The 21,656-nt window shown below is 64.4% G+C and carries 16 protein-coding genes; 12 read left to right on the forward strand and 4 right to left on the reverse strand.

Going from position 1 to position 21,656, the window contains the following annotated elements:
• The first annotated feature begins 9 nt into the window (after nucleotides 1-9).
• Nucleotides 10-1,251, forward strand: a complete 1,242-nt coding sequence (locus ACZIRK_RS28935; protein ID WP_474418668.1) for a threonine synthase — start codon at nucleotides 10-12, stop codon at nucleotides 1,249-1,251.
• 27 nt (nucleotides 1,252-1,278) lie between these two features.
• On the forward strand, nucleotides 1,279-2,247 hold the full coding sequence (locus ACZIRK_RS28940) for a tripartite tricarboxylate transporter substrate binding protein BugD (protein ID WP_130226388.1): 969 nt from the start codon (nucleotides 1,279-1,281) through the stop codon (nucleotides 2,245-2,247).
• Between the two features lie 63 nt (nucleotides 2,248-2,310).
• Here ACZIRK_RS28940 and ACZIRK_RS28945 read toward each other — a convergent pair whose 3' ends face one another.
• On the reverse strand, nucleotides 2,311-4,512 hold the full coding sequence (locus ACZIRK_RS28945; protein WP_130226387.1) for a lytic transglycosylase domain-containing protein: 2,202 nt from the start codon (nucleotides 4,510-4,512) through the stop codon (nucleotides 2,311-2,313).
• A gap of 809 nt (nucleotides 4,513-5,321) precedes the next feature.
• On the opposite strand from ACZIRK_RS28945, the gene ilvD reads away from it, so the two are divergent.
• Both ilvD and ACZIRK_RS28955 read left to right on the forward strand, forming a co-directional pair.
• A complete protein-coding gene (gene ilvD / locus ACZIRK_RS28950; protein ID WP_474418680.1) occupies nucleotides 5,322-7,046 on the forward strand; it encodes a dihydroxy-acid dehydratase in 1,725 nt (574 codons plus the stop codon).
• The gene (locus tag ACZIRK_RS28955; protein ID WP_474418669.1) at nucleotides 7,033-7,872 is read left to right on the forward strand and encodes a tetratricopeptide repeat protein; all 840 of its coding nucleotides are present in this window, start codon (nucleotides 7,033-7,035) and stop codon (nucleotides 7,870-7,872) included. Before ilvD ends, ACZIRK_RS28955 begins: the two co-directional genes overlap by 14 nt.
• A 78-nt stretch (nucleotides 7,873-7,950) precedes the next feature.
• Here the strand turns inward: ACZIRK_RS28955 and xth are convergent, their stop codons facing one another.
• Both xth and ACZIRK_RS28965 read right to left on the reverse strand, forming a co-directional pair.
• Nucleotides 7,951-8,748, reverse strand: a complete 798-nt coding sequence (xth, locus tag ACZIRK_RS28960; protein WP_474418670.1) for an exodeoxyribonuclease III — start codon at nucleotides 8,746-8,748, stop codon at nucleotides 7,951-7,953.
• 16 nt (nucleotides 8,749-8,764) lie between these two features.
• Complete coding sequence (locus ACZIRK_RS28965; protein WP_474418671.1) at nucleotides 8,765-9,271, reverse strand: GNAT family N-acetyltransferase; 507 nt, start codon at nucleotides 9,269-9,271, stop codon at nucleotides 8,765-8,767.
• Between the two features lie 202 nt (nucleotides 9,272-9,473).
• Between ACZIRK_RS28965 and ACZIRK_RS28970 the strand changes: the two genes are divergently transcribed.
• The gene (locus ACZIRK_RS28970) at nucleotides 9,474-10,607 is read left to right on the forward strand and encodes an efflux RND transporter periplasmic adaptor subunit (protein WP_130226385.1); all 1,134 of its coding nucleotides are present in this window, start codon (nucleotides 9,474-9,476) and stop codon (nucleotides 10,605-10,607) included.
• Between the two features lie 3 nt (nucleotides 10,608-10,610).
• Entirely contained in the window at nucleotides 10,611-13,733 is a 3,123-nt protein-coding gene (locus tag ACZIRK_RS28975) for an efflux RND transporter permease subunit (RefSeq protein ID WP_130226384.1), read from the forward strand.
• 43 nt (nucleotides 13,734-13,776) lie between these two features.
• Here ACZIRK_RS28975 and erpA read toward each other — a convergent pair whose 3' ends face one another.
• Nucleotides 13,777-14,106 carry an iron-sulfur cluster insertion protein ErpA gene (gene erpA / locus ACZIRK_RS28980; RefSeq protein WP_130226383.1) on the reverse strand — a complete coding sequence of 110 codons (330 nt, stop codon included), beginning with the start codon at nucleotides 14,104-14,106 and terminating at the stop codon, nucleotides 13,777-13,779.
• A 139-nt stretch (nucleotides 14,107-14,245) separates the two neighbouring features.
• Between erpA and ACZIRK_RS28985 the strand changes: the two genes are divergently transcribed.
• From ACZIRK_RS28985 to scpB, 6 genes are all read left to right on the forward strand, one after another.
• Nucleotides 14,246-15,457 (forward strand): deoxyguanosinetriphosphate triphosphohydrolase, encoded by a 1,212-nt coding sequence (locus tag ACZIRK_RS28985; protein WP_130226382.1) that lies wholly within the window; start codon nucleotides 14,246-14,248, stop codon nucleotides 15,455-15,457.
• A gap of 9 nt (nucleotides 15,458-15,466) precedes the next feature.
• Nucleotides 15,467-17,260: an arginine--tRNA ligase gene (gene argS, locus ACZIRK_RS28990; RefSeq protein ID WP_474418672.1), complete on the forward strand. Its 1,794-nt coding sequence runs from the start codon at nucleotides 15,467-15,469 to the stop codon at nucleotides 17,258-17,260.
• A 117-nt stretch (nucleotides 17,261-17,377) separates the two neighbouring features.
• On the forward strand, nucleotides 17,378-18,910 hold the full coding sequence (locus ACZIRK_RS28995) for an SPOR domain-containing protein (protein WP_130226380.1): 1,533 nt from the start codon (nucleotides 17,378-17,380) through the stop codon (nucleotides 18,908-18,910).
• Between the two features lie 46 nt (nucleotides 18,911-18,956).
• Nucleotides 18,957-19,979 carry a beta-N-acetylhexosaminidase gene (gene nagZ / locus ACZIRK_RS29000; protein ID WP_130226379.1) on the forward strand — a complete coding sequence of 341 codons (1,023 nt, stop codon included), beginning with the start codon at nucleotides 18,957-18,959 and terminating at the stop codon, nucleotides 19,977-19,979.
• Nucleotides 19,976-20,806: a segregation and condensation protein A gene (locus ACZIRK_RS29005; RefSeq protein ID WP_455997429.1), complete on the forward strand. Its 831-nt coding sequence runs from the start codon at nucleotides 19,976-19,978 to the stop codon at nucleotides 20,804-20,806. Before nagZ ends, ACZIRK_RS29005 begins: the two co-directional genes overlap by 4 nt.
• Before the next feature lie 21 nt (nucleotides 20,807-20,827).
• Nucleotides 20,828-21,628: an SMC-Scp complex subunit ScpB gene (gene scpB, locus ACZIRK_RS29010; RefSeq protein WP_474418673.1), complete on the forward strand. Its 801-nt coding sequence runs from the start codon at nucleotides 20,828-20,830 to the stop codon at nucleotides 21,626-21,628.
• The last annotated feature ends 28 nt before the right edge of the window (nucleotides 21,629-21,656 follow it).

A 21,656-nucleotide genomic window follows, 5' to 3' on the forward strand; every position in this document is an offset into this window, starting at 1 on the left:
CGGCGAACCGTGAAAGACAACGACAATCTCACCATCGAACGCCCGACCTTCGTCACCCATCTCGAATGCGCGATGGAGGGGGATCACTATCCCGCCGACCAGGTGCACAACCTCTCCGAGGCCGGCAAGCCGCTCTTGGTGCGCTATGACCTCGAGGGCGTGAAGAAGGCGCTGAGCAAGGATGCGCTGAAGCAGCGTCCCGCCGACATGTGGCGCTATCGCGAATTGTTGCCGGTGCGCCAATGCAAGGACATCGTCAGCCTCGGCGAGGTGACGACGCCGTTGATCCGGCTGCCGAAACTCGGCGCCAGGCTCGGCGGCGGCGAGATCATCGTCAAGGACGAGGGGCGGCTGCCGACCGGCTCGTTCAAGGCGCGCGGCCTCGTCATGGCGGTGTCGATGGGCAAGGCGCTCGGCATCAAGCACATGGCGATGCCGACCAACGGCAATGCCGGTGCCGCGCTCGCCGCTTACGCCACCGCCTGCGGCATCAAGACCACGATCTTCTGCCCGGCCGACACGCCGGAAGTGAATGTCAGCGAGATCGAGTTGCAGGGCGCGACCGTTTACCGCGTCAACGGCCTGATCGATGATTGCGGCAAGATCGTCGGCGAGGGCAAGGCCAAGGTCGGCTGGTTCGACACGTCGACCTTGAAGGAGCCGTACCGGATCGAGGGCAAGAAGACGATGGGGCTTGAGCTGGCCGAGCAGCTCGGCTGGGACGTGCCGGACGTGATCTTCTATCCGACCGGCGGCGGCACCGGCCTGATCGGCATGTGGAAGGCCTTTGCCGAACTGGAGGCGATCGGCTTCATCGGCAGCAAGCGCCCGCGCATGGTCGCGGTGCAGGCCTCCGGCTGCGCGCCGATGGTGCGTGCTTTTGAAGCAGGCACCGAGCACGCGACGCGCTGGGAAGACGCGCACACCATCGCCTCCGGCATCCGCGTGCCGCAGGCGATCGGAGATTTTTTAATCCTGCGCGCGGTCCGCGAGAGCAAAGGTTTCGCCATTGCGGTCGAAGACGATAAGATTTCTGCTGCGCTGAGCGAAGTTGCGCGCGAGGAGGGGCTGTTGCTGTGCCCCGAGGGCGCGGCCACTTACGCGGCCTACAAGCAGAGCCTCGCCGACGGACGCGTCACTAAAAGCGATCGCGTGATGCTGTTCAATTGCGCTACAGGTCTTAAGTACCCGCTGCCGCCGGTCACGCGCACGCTCGATCGTTTCAAGCCGATCGACTTCGCGCAATTCTAAGCCGGACATTTTCGAATGGAGTAGGCGATGCGAAAGGTAGTCTTGGCGTTCCTTGCGGTGTTGACATGGTGCGGCGCCGCCGTCGCCCAGAACTATCCTTCGCATCCGATCACTATCATCGTGCCGTTCTCCGCCGGCGGGCCGTCGGATGCGATGGCGCGTATCCTCGCCGAGCGGATGAAGGCCTCGCTAGGAGAGACGCTCCTGATCGAGAACGTCACGGGAGCGGGCGGCTCGATCGGCGTCGGCCGCGCAGTACGCTCGCCGGCGGACGGCTACACGATCTCGTTCGGCCATCTCGGCACGCATGTCGCCAACGGCGCCGTCTACAAGCTCGGCTATGACCTCGTCGCCGATCTCGAGCCGGTGGTGCTGTTGCCGAGCAATCCGATGATCATCGTCAGCAAGAACGCGATCCCCGCCAAATCGCTAAGCGAACTCTTGGCCTGGCTGAAGTCGCGACCGTCGCCGCCGACCGCCGGCACTGCGGGCGCCGGCTCCGGCAGCCACATCGCCGGGCTCTATTTCGAGACCGTCTCCGGCATCAAATTGCAATATGTGCCATATCGCGGCACCGCGCCGGCGTTGAACGATCTCGTTGCGGGGCAGATCGACATCATGATCGATCAGACCTCCAACTCGATCAACCAGGTTCGCGCCGGCACCATCCGCGCCTATGCCGTCACCGACGACAGGCGCGTCGACTCTGCGGCCGAGGTCCCAACCACCGATGAAGCCGGTCTGCCCGGCTTCCACATGACGCTGTGGTCCGGCCTTTGGGTGCCCAAGGGCACGCCGAAGGAGATCGTCGCCAAGCTGAACGCCGCGGCCGTCGAGGCGCTGAACGATCCCGCGGCCGTGAAACAGCTCGAAAACCTCGGCCTGCGCATGCCGCCGAAGAATCAGCTCACGCCCGAAGCCCTCGGCGCCTGGCAGAAGGCCGAGATCGCAAAATGGTGGCCGATGATCAAGGACGCCGACGTCAAGGTGGATTGAGGTTGTAGTCGGTAGCCCGGGTGAAGCGAAGCGCAACCCGGGACAGTGCGAGCCGCAAGGGAATCACTGCGCCGCGCCTGCCGGCGCGGTCGCCGCGGCGTTTGTTTCCTGCGTAACCACGCGCTGATCGGTCTTCGTTGCCACCGCCGTGCCGCTGCCAAAACGCGCGCGGTAGACCAGCAAGTTCTCCATCACGCGCTGCACATAATTGCGCGTCTCGGAGATCGGAATGCGCTCGACCCAATCGACCGGATCCACGTTCGGATCGCGTGGGTCGCCATAGGCCTTCACCCAGTCGCGCACGCGGCCGCGGCCGGCGTTGTAGCCGGCGAAGGTCATGATGTGACAACCCTTGTAATCCGCGAGCAGGGCGCTGAGTTCGGCTGCACCCATCTGGGTGTTGTAGACGGGATCGGAAACCATCCGGTCCCAGTCATAGGTCACGCCGAAGCGCTTGGCGGTGTCACGGCCGGCTTCCGGCGTCACCTGCATCAGTCCGACCGCATTGGCCGGCGACTTGTCGCGCTGGTCGAAGGCGCTCTCGGTGCGGGCCACCGAATAGATCACGCTGCGCTCGACCTCGGGCGCGACCTGAGTGTGGTTGGGGATCCCGATGGTTGGGAAGGCATAGCGCTCGAGCGCAAGGCCGCGCCCGAGCGCCGATTTGCCGAGTTGCAGCATGGCGGCCGCGTCGTTGCGACGGGCCGTAAGCTCGCCGAGCGCGTTAAGCGTGGCGACGTCGGTGCTCTGCTCGCCGAGATCGGTGGCGAAATACAGCGCCACGTCGCGTTCGCCAATCTGGTAGAGCATATCGGCGGCCCGTACGCGCTCGTCTGCGGCCGCCATATCGTCGGAGGCAGGGGCCGGCGAGGGCGTCCGCAGCTCGATGGCATCAAGGCCCAGCCTGGCGCGCGCGAGCTGTCCGTAATAGGCGGTCGGGTAGCGCGCGGCGGCCTCAAAGCTGGCGCGCATCGCGTCCTTTTCTCCAAGCGCTTCGGCGGCGCGTCCGCGCCAGTAGTTGGCGCGCGCCAGCACGATCGGATTGGCCGCGCCTTCGTCGATGCGCGCGAAGTGCGTCGCCGCCGTCACGGGATCGTTGAGATAGCGCAAGGCGATCCAGCCGCACGTGGAGTGGAAATCAGCGCGGTAATATTCGTTGGCCGGCAGCGCGGCGGCGGCGACAACCTGGTATGCGGTCTGGAACTTGCCCTGATCGAGCAGCTTGCGGGCCAGCGAGCGCCGCTCGCGCCACCATTGATCGGTGTCCTGCAGCGCCATGGCCTCGGGCGCGGCCGATAGCACCAGGTCCGCCGCGTCATCAACGCGGTTCTCGCCGAGCAGCCACTGCAGGCGGCAAAGCGTGTAGCCGAGATCCTTGCGGGCCTCGGTTGCGACATCATTGAGCTGGTCGAGCGCCTTGCTCGATTTCGCGGCCACCGCGCCGCACGCCTTCACGATCGCAAGCTCGTCGCTGCCGAGCCGTTGTGCCGCACGCTTGGCGCCGGCAAGATCCTTGGCGCCGATCCGCTTGTCCATGCGCGCGCGGTGATCCTCGCGGGTGAGGAGATCACCGAACACCTCGTACGCGTCGCCTTCCAGCCGATCCGACAATTCCTCCGAGCGCCAGGCGTCGCTCACCAGACGCGCAGCACCATCGCGGTCGCCTTCGGTTAGGAGCACACGCGCCAGCGCGAATTTGCCCTTGGAGCTGGTGGGCCGATCGCGGGTGAAGCGATGAACCGTGGCCGCATCGCTGCGCTCCTGCCACAGCCGCCCCTCGGCCTTGCGGCGCAATAGCGCCATGCTCGGCCAATCCGGATTGGCGGCCATGAACGCCGCATACCGGCTGAAATTCGCCGTCGTCTCCGTGTGGCGCAGGATGTACCATTCGACCAGCTTCTGGCCCGCCGGGTCGGTGATCTTGTCTCTCGTGGCGGTCGCCTCTTCCGTCTTCGCCTTGCGCGCCAGATCGATCCCGTCTTTCACCAGCGCGAGATCGCCCGACAGTGCCGGCGTCGGCGCAGCAGCTTCCTTCGCAGATGCATCCTTCGATTGCTTCGACTTGCGGCGCGCATCGGCGTGCTTGCCACGTCCGCGTTTTCCGCCTGCGGCGTCACGCTGGTTGCGCGCCTTCGACGCCTTCGCGTCGCTCGTCTTCTTGATGTGCGCTTGCTTGTGGCTCGAGCGCGCCGTCGCATCCGTCGAGAACAGCGCGAGCACAGCCACCGTGAGGAGACAAGACAGCGAACGTAAGCACTGGTTCATTCCATGGTCCCCCTGCGAACCATTAGACAAACCAAGTCGCAAACCGTGCGGCTTGAGTGACCTAAGGTTATCACAGCGTCGATTCACAACTGTCGCGCTCAGGCCACAGAGCGCAAAAAACGCTGAAGTGAATGGAACTCTAACCGCGGTTGAATTGCGGATTGATCGAGATGGAACTTCGCATCTGCCAATGGTCGCGTTTGTCGTATGATGTTCCCACCGAACAGACGCGAACGGCGCGAACTCAGCCGATAATCTTGGCCAAAGAGAGGTGAAGCGAGGTGTAACCTCGGGCACATCGCCTCGCGAGAACGGGACCTCGCATCCTCTTCGCTATTCGAAATTTCAATTCAATCCGGCCTCGCGTCGTTCGCCCGCTTGACCAGAGACTGATAATCACCGGGCTTGCTGATCTGGAAAGCGGCGGCGGCTGGATAGCGTCACGTCAACCTCTGGTGGCTATGAACAGCCGCTTTCCGAAGCGAGAATCGCAGCGTGAGTCGAGCCGAGCGAAACCCGGCCTTCGCTATGACGGTCTTCCGTGTTGGGTTTTCGCGCGCCCTAAAAACGCCTGCTAAGCGCCCGGAACGCGTCCAAATGGTTGCTAAGGGGCAACGTTTGTTGCGATGAGGCAACAGTTCTCTAAGATTTAACCGTTTAATTGGCCGGGTCTTGCACCCGCCGCTTTTTAGCCACACCCCTGCATGAAATGATGCTTTGTAAGGCTAAAGCCACGGCACTCGCGAAGCGATGGGATGATCACCATTTCCCGGGTCAAGGCAGAGATGGCTAGGGAAACTGGGTTCGCGATGGACGCCAAGACCAAGCTCAAGAACAGACTGCCAAGCCGCCACGTGACCGAGGGTCCCGAGCGCGCCCCGCATCGTTCGTATCTCTATGCCATGGGGCTCACCACCGAGCAGATCCACCAGCCGTTCGTCGGCGTGGCCACCTGCTGGAACGAAGCCGCGCCGTGCAACATCTCGCTGATGCGCCAGGCCCAGGCGGTGAAGAAGGGCGTGGCCTCCGCCGGCGGCACCCCGCGCGAATTCTGCACCATCACCGTCACCGACGGCATCGCCATGGGCCATGACGGCATGCGCTCGTCGCTGCCATCTAGGGAATGCATCGCCGACTCGGTTGAACTGACCGTGCGCGGTCACTCCTACGACGCCTTGGTTGGCCTCGCCGGCTGCGACAAGTCGTTGCCGGGTATGATGATGGCGATGGTCCGCCTCAACGTGCCCTCGATCTTCATCTATGGCGGCTCGATCCTTCCAGGCAATTTCCGCGGCCAGCAGGTCACCGTCCAGGACATGTTCGAAGCCGTCGGCAAGCACTCGGTCGGCGCCATGTCGGATGCCGATCTCGACGAGATCGAGCGTGTGGCCTGTCCGTCGGCCGGTGCCTGCGGCGCCCAGTTTACCGCCAACACCATGGCGACCGTGTCGGAAGCGATCGGGCTCGCACTCCCGTATTCTGCCGGGGCGCCGGCGCCTTACGAGATCCGCGACGCGTTCTGCGCCGCCGCCGGCGAGAAGATCATGGAGCTGGTCGCCAAGAACATCCGGCCGCGCGACATCATCACCCGTAAATCCCTGGAGAATGCTGCGGCCGTGGTCGCGGCCTCTGGTGGCTCGACCAATGCCGGCCTGCATCTGCCGGCGATCGCCAATGAATGCGGCATCAAGTTCGATCTGTTCGACGTGGCGGAAATCTTCAAAAAGACTCCGTACGTCGCGGATTTGAAGCCGGGCGGCCGTTATGTTGCCAAAGACATGTTTGAAGCTGGCGGCATTCCGCTGCTGATGAAGACGCTGCTCGATAACGGTTACCTCCACGGCGATTGCCTGACCGTGACGGGCCGAACGATCGCCGAAAACCTCAAAAGCGTGAAATGGAATCCGCATCAGGACGTGGTTCGTCCGGCGGACAAGCCGATCACCGTCACCGGCGGTGTCGTCGGCTTGAAGGGTAATCTTGCGCCGGAAGGAGCGATCGTGAAGGTCGCGGGCATGTCGAACTTGAAGTTTACCGGGCCTGCCCGTTGCTTCGACCGCGAGGAGGACGCCTTCGAGGCGGTCCAGAAGCGGACCTATAAGGAAGGCGAGGTCATCGTCATCCGCTATGAGGGGCCGAAGGGCGGTCCCGGCATGCGGGAAATGCTGGCAACGACGGCAGCGCTGACCGGGCAGGGCATGGGCGGCAAGATCGCGCTGATCACCGACGGCCGGTTCTCGGGCGCCACAAGAGGCTTCTGCATCGGTCATGTCGGACCGGAAGCCGCCATCGGCGGACCGATCGCGCTGTTGCAGGACGGCGACATCATCGAGATCGACGCGGTGGCCGGGACCCTTAACGTAAAGTTGAGCAACGCCGAACTCGCCGAACGCAAGACCAAATGGTCCCCTCGCGCGACTAACCACACATCTGGTGCGCTGTGGAAGTATGCCCAGCAGGTCGGGCCTGCGGTGGATGGCGCGGTCACCCATCCAGGTGGCGCGCACGAGAAACAGTGTTATGCGGACATTTGAGCGTACGATTATTGCGTTGATTTTAGGGGCCATTCCGGTGGCAGGCCCCGGATTCGCGTTCGACGGCGCCCCGGTCAATCCATCGGACGCCACGCTGCCGATGGTTTCCCCTCAGCCCAGCGCTGGGGGCGGATTGAAGCGGATCGCGGTTCCGCCGCCCACCGCGAATGCCGCCAATTCCACGAGTTCCTTCTCGTCGCTGCAATTTGCCGCAGAGGGCGGCCATCCCGTCGCCCAGTGGAAGCTCGGGCGGATGTACGCCGAGGGCGACGGTGTCGCCCAAGATGACCTGCGCGCCTTCGAATATTTCAGCCGCATCGCCAATGCGCATGCCGAAGATAGTCCCTCGGCGCCGCAGGCGACGATCGTGGCCCAGGCCTTCGTGGCGCTGGGGCGGTACTACCTCAACGGCATCCCGAACTCGAAGATCAAGGCGGACACCGACCGGGCGCGGGAGATGTTCTCTTATGCCGCCTCCTATTTCGGCAATGCCGACGCCCAGTATGACCTCGCCCGGCTCTATCTGAAGACGCCGGCCGCCTCGCGGGAAGATTTCCGCTATGGCGCGCGCTGGCTCGGGCTTGCCGCCCAGAAGGGCCAGCACCAGGCCCAAGCGCTGCTCGGACAGATGCTGTTCAACGGCGACCGGCTGCCGCCGCAGCGGGCCCGCGGCCTGATGTGGCTGACGCTCGCCCGCGACAGCGCCGCTCCCGACGAGATGTGGATCAAGGAAAGCTATAACCGCGCGTTCGCCAAGGCCTCCGACGACGACCGCGCGATGGCGCTGCAGATGCTCGAGCACTGGGTGCAGGGCCGCCGCGACTAGCCAAGATTGGGTCGCCTGCATCCTCGACTGGAGGCCGCACTTCCTCGTCCGTTAGCGGGAAGGGCGAAGCCGCCGTTTTTACGCAGCCTCGAAATCGAGATCGGCCCACACCGGCACGTGGTCTGACGGTTTTTCCCAGGCGCGGACGTAGCTGTCGACCCCGACATGGGTCAGCCGGTCGCTGGCCTGGGGCGACATCAATAGGTGGTCGATCCGCAGGCCCCAGTTCTTCTGCCAGGCCCCGGCCTGGTAATCCCAGAACGTGTACTGGCCGGGCGCGTCGGTGACGGCGCGCAGCGCATCGGTCAGGCCGAGACCGAGCAGGGACTGGAACGCTTCGCGGGTGGTCGGACGGAATAGCGCGTCTTCCACCCAGGCCGGCGGGTTGTAGACGTCCGAGGCTGCCGGGATCACGTTGAAGTCGCCGGCAAGGATCAGCGGCTCTTCCGCTTTAAGTCGCTCCCGCGAGTACTCAAGAAGTCGCGACATCCATTTGAGCTTGTAGGGATATTTGTCGCTGTTCGCCGGGTTGCCATTGGGCAGATAGAGGCAGGCGATCCTGAGCACGCCATGCTTGTGCGTGACCACCCCTTCGAAGAAGCGGGCGTGCGCGTCTTCGTCATCGCCGGCGAGGCCCGACTTGGTCTCGTCGAACGGCAGCTTGGAGAGCAAGGCGACGCCGTTGAAGGTCTTCTGCCCATGCGTGACGACGTTGTAGCCGAGCGATTCGATCTCCAGCCGCGGAAACGCTTCGTCGGTGCATTTGATTTCCTGCAGGCAGACGATGTCAGGGGAGCACTCCTTCAGCCAGGTGAGGAGAAGCTCGAGCCGCTGCCGGATCGAATTGACGTTCCACGTCGCGATGCGAAGTCCCATTCGAAGTCCTCTATTTTTACGAGACCAAGCGTTTCCGCATCTCGATGTGCGGGATGCCGGCCTCCTCGAATTCCTCGCCGACCCGCTCGAACCCGACGCGCGCGTAGAACGGCTCGGCGTGCGTTTGCGCGTTAAGGATCAGTTCGGGATAGCCGAGTTCGACCGCCTTGGCCATCAGCGCGTCCAGCACTCGGGCGCCCATGCCCGTGCCGCGCGCCGCCTTGAGCACGGCCATGCGGCCGATATGGCCGTCGGGCAGCAGCCGGCCCGTGGCCACGGGTGTGCCGTCCTCGGCAAACGCCAGCGCGTGCCAGCTCGGCGCGTCCATATCGTCCCACTCCAGTGCCTCCGGCACGCCTTGCTCTTCGACAAAGACGCCGTAGCGGATGGCACGGGCGCGTTCGCGCACTTCTTCCCAGGTGCAGACAAGGACGGAGGCGGACATGAGGCAGCGATACGGAAAGCTCATTGAAGAGGTGAAATGATACGGCCCGTTTGCCGCCAGCCGTGTCGCGGTCGCCATTCTGGCACATTGTCGAATCGCGACGGGGCGTTGGCGCGTGCCGTATCACCTAATAGTCGCAATTTCGGCCGTTGGCATACCATCAGCCGCTCGGCTGTGATAACCGTTTAAGAATTAATGGCGCAAAATGCGCTGTCGAGGGGCAGGCAGGGGCAGGATTGGGTCGTCACGGCCGTTGTGGGCCGGCGGACGAGCAAAAGGCATGAAGAAACGTAATTTGATTCTCGTTGCAGGCGTCATCGGCATCGCTGCCGTGGCCGCCTACGCCACCCGCTCTTCGTGGCTCGCCGGTGGCGGCGCAAACGCGCAGGCGCCGCAGCGGCCGCGCGCGGTTTCGGTCGAACTCGCCAAGGCGGAGCGTCGGTCGGTGCCCGTCGATGTCGACGCCATCGGAACCGTGACGCCGATTGCCAGCGTGGCGCTGAAGTCACGGCTCGAGACCACGATCATTGGCGTGCATTTCGAGGACGGCGCCAAGGTCAATGAGGGGGACCTGCTGTTCACGCTCGACGCGCGGCAAATCGACGCCCAGATCGAGCAGGCGGAGGGCGTGCTGGCCAGGGACCAGGCCCAGCTCGAGGGCGCGCAGCGCGATCTGCGCCGCTACAACGATCTCGTCGCCAAGGGCGCGACCACCCAGGTCAATGTCGACAATGCCAAGACCCAGTCCGACATCCTGATCGGAACCATCAAGGCCGACCAGTCGGCACTGGAAAATTTGCGGGTCCAGAAAAGCTACACTGTCATCCGCGCGCCGTTCGCGGGCCGCATCAGCGCCGCCAATGTGAAGATCGGCAATTTCGTGCGCCCCGCCGACACCCAGCCGCTCGCCACCATCAACCAGATGGCGCCGGTCTACGTCACTTTCGCGATCCCGCAGCGCGTGCTGGTCGACCTCCGCGACGCGATGGCGAAAGGCGATTCCAAGGTGATCGCGACCGTTCCCGGGCACAAGCGCTCGGAAGATGGCAAGGTCGCGATGGTCGAGAACACCGTGGACTCGACCACGGGCATGGTGACCGTCCGCGGCATCATGGACAATGGAAACGAGACCCTGTGGCCGGGCATTCTGGTGCAGACCGAGCTGATCATCCGTAACGAGGATGCCGTGGTGGTTCCGACAGTCGCGGTCCAGCGCAGCCAGAACGGCAACTATGTCTTCGCCGTGAAGGACGGCGTGGCCAAGGTCATGCCGGTCAAGGTCGACCGCACCTTCGGCGGTTTCTCTGTCATCGCCGAGGGGCTCTCCGGCGGCGAAGATGTCGTCGTCGACGGCCAGCTTCTGTTGTCGGACGGCACGCGGGCCGAGCCGCGCGCCCGCAAGGCCGGGGCGTGAGCGATGTCACTGCCCGAACTTTGCATCCGGCGACCGGTGATGACGACGCTGATCACCGCGGCGATCATCGCCTTTGGCATTTTCGGCTTCCGCCTGTTGCCGGTCTCGGCGTTGCCGAAAGTGGATTTCCCGACCATTGCCGTGACCGCGACGCTGCCGGGCGCGAGCGCCGACACCATGGCGGCCTCCGTCGCCGGCATCATCGAGCGGCAGCTCTCGACGATCGCGGGCATTTCCTCGATGTCCTCGAACTCCTCTCAGGGCACGAGCGTCATCACCATCCAGTTCGATCTGAACCGCAACATCGACGCCGCGGCGCTCGACGTGCAGACCGCGCTGACGATCGCGCAGCGCCGGTTGCCGATCGAGATGACGACACCACCCAGCTTCCGCAAGGTGAACCCGGCGGACTTCCCGGTTCTCTTCATCTCGCTGAATTCGGCGACACTGCCACTCTCGACCGTCAACGAGTATGGCGACATCACTATCGGCCAGGCACTGTCGCAGCTTCCGGGCATCGCCCAGGTCCTGATCTATGGCGCGCAGAAATTCGCGATCCGGGTCCAGGCCGATCCTGTCGCCGCGGCGGCGCGCGGGGTGTCGCTCGAGGACATCAGGTCCGCGGTGTCGCGCGCCAATTCCTCGACCCCGGTCGGAACGCTGAACGGGCCGAAGCAGGACGTCGCGCTACAGGCCTCCGGCCAGATGGACAAGGCGGCTGACTACCGCCAGATCTATGTCGCCTGGCGCAACGGTTCGCCGGTCAGACTCGACGAGATCGCAAAGGTCTATGACAGCGTCGAGAATGACAAGGTCGCGACCTGGCTGAACGATGAGCGCGCGATCGTGCTCGCGATCCAGAAGCAGCCCGACGCCAATACGGTCGCGGTGGTCGATTCCGTGCTGGCGAAGCTGCCGGCACTGCGGGCCTCGATCCCGCCTTCCGTGACCATGCAGGTGATGATGGACCGCTCGGTCTCGATCCGGCAGGCGGTCAGCGACGTCGAGGAAACCCTGCTGATCGCGATCGGGCTGGTCATCCTGGTGATCTTCCTGTTCCTGCGGTCGCTGTGGGCCACCTTCATTCCGGCGCTCGCGGTCCCGATCTCGCTGCTCGGCACCTTCGCGGCGATGTATGCGCTGGACTACTCCGTCAACAACATGACGCTGCTGGCGCTGACATTATCGGTCGGCTTTGTGGTCGACGACGCCATCGTCATGTTGGAAAACATCGTCCGCCACATCGAGCGCGGCATGCGGCCGTTCGAGGCGGCACTGAAGGGCGCACGCGAGATCGGCTTTACCATCATCTCGATCACCTTCTCGCTGATCGCCGTGTTCATCCCGGTGCTCCTGATGGGCGGCATCGTCGGCCGCGTATTCCGCGAATTCGCGGTGACGATATCGATCGCGATCATCGTGTCCGGCTTCGTCTCGCTGACCTTGACGCCGATGCTGTGCGCGCGCGTGCTGCGGGCTCATGACGAGACCAAGCGCCCGAATGTCGTGCTGCGGGCGTTCGAGGCGATGTTCGATGCCTTGCTGCGGGCCTACGAATGGGCGCTCGACTGGGTGCTGGCGAAAAAGGCGCTGATGCTCGCCGTCACCCTGGCGACGCTCGCGGGCACCTTCTATCTCTACATGATCGTGCCGAAGGGTTTCTTCCCGCAGGAGGACACCGGCTTCCTGATCGGCGTGACCGAGGCCGCAACGGACACCTCGTTCGAAGCGATGAAGGTGCGCCAGCAGGCGCTAGTCGACGTGCTTCGGACTGACCCTGCGGTCGATTACGTCAACTCGACCGTCGGTTCCGGCGGGCCCAACCCGACCGCGAATTACGGCCGCCTGTTCATCGCGCTGAAGCCGCAGAAGGAACGCGACAACGCCAGCGTCGTGATCGGGCGGCTGCGCCAGAAGGCCCGCGCCATCCCGGGCATGCAGGCGTTCTTCCAGAGCGTCCAAAATCTCAACATCGGCGGCCGCGTCTCCAAGAGCCAGTATCAATATGTGCTGCAGAGCGGCGATACCGAGTCGCTGTACCGGATCGCGCCCGACATGCGCGACAAGATCGAGAAGATCCCGGGCCTGCTCGACGTCACCACCGATCTCTACATCAAGAACCCGCAGATGACGGTCGACATCGACCGCGAGAAGGCCGCGGTCTACGGCGTCACCGTCGATCAGGTGCGCAACCAGCTCTACAACGCCTACGGCGCGCGCCAGGTCGGCACCATCTACATGCCCTCCAATGACTACCAGATCATCCTGGAGGTGCAGCCGGAGTTCCGGGTCGATCCGTCCAATCTGTCCAAGCTCTACATGAAGACCGGGAGCGGCCAGACCATTCCGCTGGATGCGGTCGCAAGGCTGGTGCCATCGGTCGGGCCGTTGCAGATCAACCACCAGGGCCAGCAGCCGGCGGTGACGATCTCGTTCAACCTCGCGCCCGGCACTTCGCTGGGCTATGCGGTCGACCAGATCACGGCGCTGGAGCAGAGCTCGAACCTGCCGGCCACGATCGCCACCGGCTTCTCCGGCACTGCGCAGGTGTTCCAGGATTCGCTCCGAGGGCAGGGCGTCCTGATCCTCGCCGCGGTGTTCGCGGCTTTCGTGATCCTCGGCATTCTCTACGAGAGCTTCATCCATCCGATCACGATCATCTCCGGCCTGCCGTCGGCCGGCATCGGCGCGATCCTCACTCTGATGCTGTTCAACATGGAGCTGTCGGTGATCGCGATGATCGGCATCGTGATGCTGGTCGGCATCGTCAAGAAGAACGCGATCATGATGGTCGACTTCGCGCTCGAGCGTCGTCGCGTCGGCTTGAGCGCCGAACACGCGATCCGCGAAGCCGCGCTCTTGCGCTTCCGCCCGATCATGATGACGACGTTTGCCGCGATCTTCGGCACGCTGCCGATCGCACTCGGCGCGGGCGCCGGCGCCGAACTGCGCCAGCCGCTCGGCGTGGCCGTGGTCGGCGGACTCTGCGTCTCGCAACTGCTGACGCTGTTCATCACACCGGTGATCTATATCTATCTCGACCGCATCGACCGTCGGCTGCGCCGCAAGCTCGAGCCGCAGGAGGAAGGTGGCGAGGATCGGCCGCACGTGGTGGCGGCGGAGTGACGATGCACGCAGGCGCTGTTTGCGACCTGCTTACAGACGAAAATCAGATCGAGAAGCTGGTGCCGCAGCCGCAGGAGGCGGTGGCGTTCGGATTGACCACGCGGAACGATGCGCCGATCAGATCGTCGACAAAATCGACCTCGGACCCCGCCAGGAACGGCGCGGACGCCGAATCGACCAGCACCACCGCCTCTTCACGGGAGATCACGAGATCGTCTTCCGCCTTGGCGCGGTCGACGTCGAACTTGTACTGGAAGCCGGAGCAGCCGCCGCCTTCGACCGAAATGCGCAGCATCGCACCGTCACCCTCGCTCTTGAGGATTTGACCGATCCGATGGGCGGCCCGCTCGGTGATGGTGACGGAATCAGTCATGGCAAGCTCCGAAGCCTTGTTTGAGCATGATCTTTGCGGACCATGTTCGCAACGTCATACCCATTTCATTTGGTATCCCGCGCTCACCATAGTTAAGTGCGGAAGGAAGCGGAATCAAATGGATAAGGACTAAAAAACCGTGTCGGTCGGAATGGCTGCCCCCCGCGCGCCCTATGCCTGCGACCCCGATCGCAGCCGCGGGCGGCTGTTCGCGGAGGCCCCGAGCAAGACCCGCAGCGCCTTCCGCCGGGATTGCGACCGCGTGATCCATTCCACCGCGTTCCGGCGGCTGAAGTACAAGACCCAGGTCTTCGTGTTCCACGAGGGCGACCACTACCGTACGCGGCTGACCCATTCGCTGGAAGTCGCGCAGATCGCCCGTGCGCTCGCCCGCCAACTCGGGCTGGACGAGGACCTGACGGAAACCTTGGCGCTGGCGCACGACCTCGGACACCCGCCGTTCGGCCATGCCGGCGAGCGGGCATTGGACAGGTGCCTGAAACCCCATGGCGGCTTCGATCACAATGCGCAGACGCTGCGCGTGGTTACCGCGCTGGAGCACCGCTATCCGGAATTCGATGGGCTCAATCTGACCTGGGAATCGCTCGAGGGCATCGTCAAGCACAACGGCCCGCTGACCGAGCGCGATGGTGCGCCGGCCGGACGCTACCGCGAGACAGGCGGCATCCCCATCGGTATTTCCGAGTACAACAAGACCTACGATCTGGAGCTATGGAGCTTTGCCTCGCTCGAAGCCCAGGTCGCGGCCTTCGCCGACGACATCGCCTACGATGCCCACGACATCGATGACGGCCTGCGTGCGGGGCTGTTCAAGGTCGACGAGCTCAAGGTGATGCCGTTGACCGCCGAGATCATCGCGGAAATCGACCGGCACTATCCGGCTCTCGACGAAGTCCGGCGTGGCGCGGAACTGGTGCGTGAATTGATCTCGCATTTCATCAGCGCGGTCTTCGCGGAGGCGAGCCGGCGCCTGGACGCCGCGCAGCCGCAATCCGCCCAAGATGTGCGGCGTCATAACGGGCCGCTGATCGCGTTTCCTCCGGCCATTGCCCAGGAAGAGGCAGAGATCAAGGCGTTCCTCTGGCAGCGAATGTACCGCCACCAGCGGGTGATGCGGGTGATGGACGAGGCCGAACAGATCGTGTTCGACCTGTTCGCGCGCTACCGGCAATCCCCGGACGACCTGCCGCCCGAGTGGGTGGAGGGCAGGGAGGCGGAGACCGAGGCGGAACGCGCCAGGCGGATCGGTAATTTCATTGCCGGGATGACCGACCGCTACGCCCTGATCGAGCATAACAGGCTTTTTGACTCGACCCCGGATTTGCGTTAGGCGGCGCCCATGGCCGACAAACCTGCTTCTCCGCACCTTTTTGCCGATGTGCTCGCGCGCGTGCACGCGATCTGTGCCGCGCTCGCGGCTGAGGACCGGCCCGAAGGCATCGATTTCTCGCGCGTTGTGGTCGAGCCGCCGCGCGAGGCCAGCCATGGCGACATGGCGACCAACGCCGCAATGGTGCTCGCCAAGGAAGCCAAGGCCAAGCCGCGCGATCTCGCCGAGAAGATCGCAGCCAAATTGCGCGCCGACGAGCTTGTGGCGTCCGTCGAGGTCGCCGGCCCCGGCTTCATCAACCTGACCCTCAAGCCAAACGTCTGGACTGATGCCCTGCGCGCCGTGCTGCGCGAGGGCGCCGGCTACGGGCAAAGCGCGATCGGGGCCGAAGAAAAGGTCAATGTCGAGTACGTCTCGGCCAACCCCACCGGACCGATGCATGTCGGCCATTGCCGTGGCGCGGTGTTCGGCGACGCGCTTTGCAGCCTGCTGCAGTTCGCAGGGTTCGACGTCACGCGTGAATATTACATCAATGACGCCGGTGCTCAGGTCGACGTGCTCGCACGCTCGGCCTATCTGCGCTACCGCGAGGCGCTCGGCGAGGACATCGGCGCGATCCCGGAAGGGCTTTATCCTGGCGACTATTTGAAGCCGGTCGGGCAGGCGCTTGCCAAGGAATACGGCGACAAGCTGCTTTCGATGCGCGAGGCCGCCTGGCTGCCGGTCGTGCGCGACAAGGCGATCGCGATGATGATGGCCGAGATCAAGGACGATCTCGCCGCGCTCAACATCAAGCATGACGTGTTCTTCTCCGAGCGCTCGCTGATCGACACCGGCAACAACAAGGTCGCCGAGACCATCGATTTCCTGCGCGACAAAGGCGACATCTACGAGGGGCGTCTGCCGCCGCCGAAAGGCAAGCCGGTCGAGGACTACGAGGACCGCGAGCAGACGCTGTTTCGCGCCACCGCCTATGGCGACGATGTCGACCGGCCGCTGATCAAGTCGGACGGCTCCTACACCTATTTCGCGTCCGACATCGCCAATCATCGCAACAAGTTCGAGCGCGGCTTTCACAATCTGATCGATGTGTTCGGCGCCGATCATGGTGGCTACGTCAAGCGCATGCAGGCGGCGGTGAAGGCCGTGAGCGCGGGCAAGGCGGAACTCGACGTGAAGATCGTGCAGCTCGTCCGGCTGCTGCGTGACGGCGAGCCGGTGAAGATGTCGAAGCGCGCCGGCGAGTTCGTCACGCTGCGCGAAGTCGTCGACGAGGTCGGCTCGGACGCGGTGCGTTTCATGATGCTGTTCCGCAAGAACGATGCGGTGCTCGATTTCGATCTCGCCAAGGTGATCGAGCAGACCAAGGACAATGCCGTGTTCTACGTCCAGTACGGACACGCTCGCGGCCACTCGGTTTTCCGTAACGCGCGGCAGGAGGTATTACCCGACCTCCCGGACGAGGACGGCGCGCGGCGGGACTATCTTGCAGGGGCGGCGCTGGAGCGGCTGTCCGATCCGGCGGAACTCAGCCTTCTCAAGCAGTTGGCGCTCTATCCGCGCATGATCGAGGCAGCGGCCGTCGCACATGAGCCGCACCGGATCGCTTTTTATCTGTACGATCTGGCCAGCGAGTTCCACGCGCTGTGGAACAAAGGGGGCGATCTGCCCTATTTACGCTTCATTATGAATAATGATGCAGAGATCACAAGGGCGCGACTGGCAATGGTTCAGGGCGTCGTCTCGGTTCTGGCATCGGGTCTAGCTGTTCTAGGCGTCCACGCCCCAACCGAGATGCGGTAGCAGCAGGGGCGAAGCCTCTCGCGATGGGGATCGTGGGGGTACTTGGCAGGACCAACTCGTTCGCACCAGGAAGTTGCAGGCGACTTGGCGCTGTCCCGAAGGGGATGCAAGATCACGATGGCTGATCGATATCAAAACCGAACTTTTCCCGCCGACCTCGACTATGATCGCGGCAGCAATGCCGCGGGTCGGGCCGAAAGCGACCCGTTGGCCGAACTGGCGCGGCTGATCGGGCAGGCCGATCCGTTTGCCGCCAATCCGCCCAAGCCGCAGCCGGCGCCGCATCCTCTGCAGCCAGCGTCGCGTCCGCTGCAGTCGCGGGCCAATGTTCGCCCGCAGACCTATCAGCCGCAGGCTGACGATGAGGAGGTGGACCTGCCGGCCAGCCCACCGCCCTGGATGCAGCGCGCTCGCCATGAGGTCGCGCCACCGCAGCAATATGCTGCGCCGTCGCAGGACTATGCTGGGCCGTCGGAGGACTACGAAGAGCCGGATCTTCACCCGAGCGCCGTGCACCCGCTGCACCGCTACACCGCGCAGCACGCCGCGGCGCCCGTGCCGACGCCGGAATATCGCACGCCGGTGCCGGAATATCGCGAGGAGTTGCCGCTCGATGAGCCCGCGCAGCAGCTTGATCCGTCGCGCTACGACGATGCACTCTATGGCCAGATCGAAGCCGGCGGGCAGGATTTTCAGCGCGAAGCGGCGTATCCCGACGACCCCTACGCATATCAGAACGACGCTTACGAGGACGAGGAGCCTCCGCCGCGCAAGCGCTCCAGCGGACTGATGACGGTAGGAGCCGTGCTCGCGCTCGCGGTGGTGGGCACGGGCGCAGCCTTTGCCTACCGGACCTATGTCGGCTCGCCCCGCAGTGGCGAACCGCCGATCATCAAGGCCGACAACAGTCCGACCAAGATCATGTCGCAGCCTGACGGTGCCGGCAAGGCGCCAGACCGCATCGCGTCCGGCGACGGCACGGAAAAGCTCATCTCGCGCGAGGAGACGCCGGTCGACGTCACCTCCAATACCGGTCCCCGCGTGGTGTTTCCGCCGTTGAACCAAAATGCCAACCCGCCGCCGGTGGCGAGCGTCGCTCCGTCGGCAGCTTCGCCGATGACCACGAGCGGCACGCTGCCAAACAATGAGCCGCGACGGATCCGGACGCTTTCGGTCAAGGGCGACGCGACAGATGCCGGCGTACCGGGATCGGCCCCGCCTCCGCCGGCCAAGCCCGCGCCTGTCACGCGGACGGCGTCTGCGAACCCGTCACACGGCAATCCGGCCTCCGCCAATGCGAGCGCCAACACGCCGATGTCGCTGGCGCCCGGCGCACCTCAGCCCGATCCGGCGCCGACCCGGGTCGCTTCGACGAATCCGACGGCCACCGTAAGCAGCGGAGGGTACGTCGTTCAGGTCTCCTCGCAACGAAACGAGGCGGATGCGCAGGCCTCCTACAAGGCGCTGCAGGGCAAGTATCCAAGCGTGCTCGGCTCGCAGTCGCTGGTCGTGAAGCGCGTCGATCTCGGCGAGAAGGGTGTGTACTACCGGGCGTTTGCCGGTCCGTTCAGCTCCCTGGATCAGGCGACGCAGGTTTGCAGCAGCCTGAAGGCCGCCGGCGGGCCGCAGTGCCTCATCCAAAGGAATTAAGTGCGGTTTCCTTGACGCTCAGGATACATGCGGCCTAATCGGCCGCATGGTAAACCGAGCATTCATCACCGGCGTATCCGGGTTTGAGCTGACCGATGCCGAGCGCGAGTTCATTCGCGCCGAGCGGCCATGGGGCTTCATCCTATTCAAACGGAACGTCGAAACTCCCGATCAAGTATCTGCACTTGTTCGTGAATGCCGCTCCGTCGCAGGTCGAGCCGACGCGCCGGTCCTGATCGACCAGGAAGGCGGCCGAGTGCAGCGGCTTGGACCGCCCCATTGGCCCGTTTATCCCGCTGGAGCGGCGTTTGGAGCGCTGTACGATCGCGATTCGCAGCTCGGGCTTGCCGCGGCGCGGCTCAGCGCGAGCCTGATTGCCGCCGATTTGGGCGCTCTCGGGATCACCGTCGACTGCCTGCCGCTGGCGGATGTGCCGGTTGAGGGCGCCGACGCCGTGATCGGCAACCGCGCCTATGGAACTGATCCGGCCAAGGTGGCCGCCATCGCCCGCGCCGTTACCGACGGACTGGAGCAGGGTGGTATTTTACCGGTACTGAAACATATACCGGGTCATGGACGGGCCACGGCGGACACCCATTTCCGGCTGCCGACCGTTGATACGGTGAGGTCCGAGCTGGAACGGACCGACTTTGCGGCGTTCCGGCCGCTTGCGGACCTGCCGATGGCGATGACTGCACATGTTGTGTTTAGCGCGCTGGATCCCGCCCAACCGGCGACGACTTCTGCGACAATCATCCAACAGGTGATTCGCGACGGTATCGGGTTCCAGGGTTTGTTAATGAGTGATGACGTGTCGATGAACGCGCTCTCGGGATCGATCGCAGAGCGGACCCGGGCGATCATCAGCGCAGGCTGCGACATGGTCCTGCACTGCAACGGCAAGCTCGACGAGATGCGCGAAGTTGCGCGCGAGGCGCCGGAACTGACCGGCGAGGCGCTCGAGCGCGCCAAGCGCGCGCTGGCAGCACGGAAACCGCCGCTTCCGTTCGACCGGCTGGCGGCACGGGCCGAACTGGATGGCTTGATAGGACAAGTAGGTACGGCATGACCGCAGAAATTCTGTCGTTTGAGACCGGCCGGCCGGCTGAAGTCAGCGAGGACGAGCCGGCCCTGGTGGTCGACGTCGGTGGCTATGAGGGCCCGCTCGACCTCCTGCTGACGCTCGCGCGGCAACAAAAGGTCGACCTGGCCAAGATCTCGATCCTGGCGCTCGCCGACCAGTACCTGCAGTTCATCGAGGCGGCGCGGAAGATCCGGCTGGAGCTTGCCGCCGATTATCTGGTCATGGCGGCCTGGCTCGCCTACCTGAAATCACGACTGCTGTTGCCGGAGCCGCCGGCGGCGGAAGGGCCGAGCGCCGAGGAGATGGCGACCGCGCTCGCCAACCGGCTGCGGCGGCTTGAGGCGATTCGGGAAGCGGCGAACCGGCTGATGAACCGGCCGCAGTTCCAGCGCGATATCTTCCCGCGCGGCAATCCGGAGTCGATCGCCGAGATCAAGCATCCCAAGTTCACAGCGACGCTCTACGACCTGCTCACGGCCTACGCCACGCAGCGCCAGCAGCGGGTATTGGCCAGCGTACATCTGGCCAAGCGCACGGTGTGGTCGCTCTCCGAAGCGCGTGCCTCGCTGGAACGGCTGGTTGGTGCGGCCGATAGCGAGAACTGGAGCTGCCTCGACGAGTACCTGATGAACTACGTCGTCGAACCGTCGCAGCGGGCGACCGTGTTCGCGTCGAGTTTCGCTGCCGCGCTGGAATTGGTGCGGGAAGGCGAGATGGAACTGAACCAGAGCCGAGCGTTTGCGCCGCTCTATTTTCGGAAGCGTTTGCCGCAAGTGCCCGGTGCCACCGCGCCGGACCTTACGGCCGAGTAAGTGGAAGAAGGAGACCGAGCCATGGCAAGCCTGGCGGAAAAGCGCATGGAAGATGCCGAGGAGCACGTCACCGATCCGCAGGCGCGGCCCGAGGAATTGCGGGTTCTGGAAGCCCTGCTGTTTGCCTCCGCCGAGCCGATCGACCAGGCCACCCTAGCCAAGCGCATGCCCGAGGGCGTCGACGTCAAGGCTGCGCTGGCGCAACTGCAGGCGGAATACGCCCCGCGCGGGGTCAATCTGGTGCGCGTTGCCAACAAATGGACCTTCCGCACTGCAGGCGATCTCGCCTGGCTGATGACGCGCGAGACCACAGAGACGAAAAAACTGTCGCGCGCGGCGATCGAGGTGCTGGCGATCGTCGCCTATCACCAGCCGGTGACCCGCGCCGAGATCGAGGAGATCCGCGGCGTGGTCACCTCCAAGGGCACGCTCGACGTGCTCCTGGAAACCGGTTGGATCCGCCCCCGCGGGCGCCGCAAGACGCCGGGACGGCCGCTCACCTTCGGCACGACGGAAGCGTTCCTCTCGCAGTTCAGCCTGGAGGCGCTCGGCGACCTGCCGGGTCTCGACGAACTGAAGGGAACCGGTCTCTTGGATTCGCGCCTGCCCTCCGGCTTCAATGTTCCGACGCCATCGGACGATCCGACGCTTCGTGAGGACGAGGATCCGCTCGAGCCCGGCGACAATCTGGAACTGTTCCTGGCGCCGGTTGCCGAGCCCGAGGAGGGCAGTGGCAAGGATTCGGACTCAGAGGGCGCCGCCAAGGATTCGCATTCAGAGGGCGGAGGCGCTGCAGAGGATGATGGCAAGGATTCAGCCTAACCTCCGCAGCCGGAACGCCGTAGGTTAA

Source organism: Bradyrhizobium sp. Leo114, assembly GCF_055229415.2.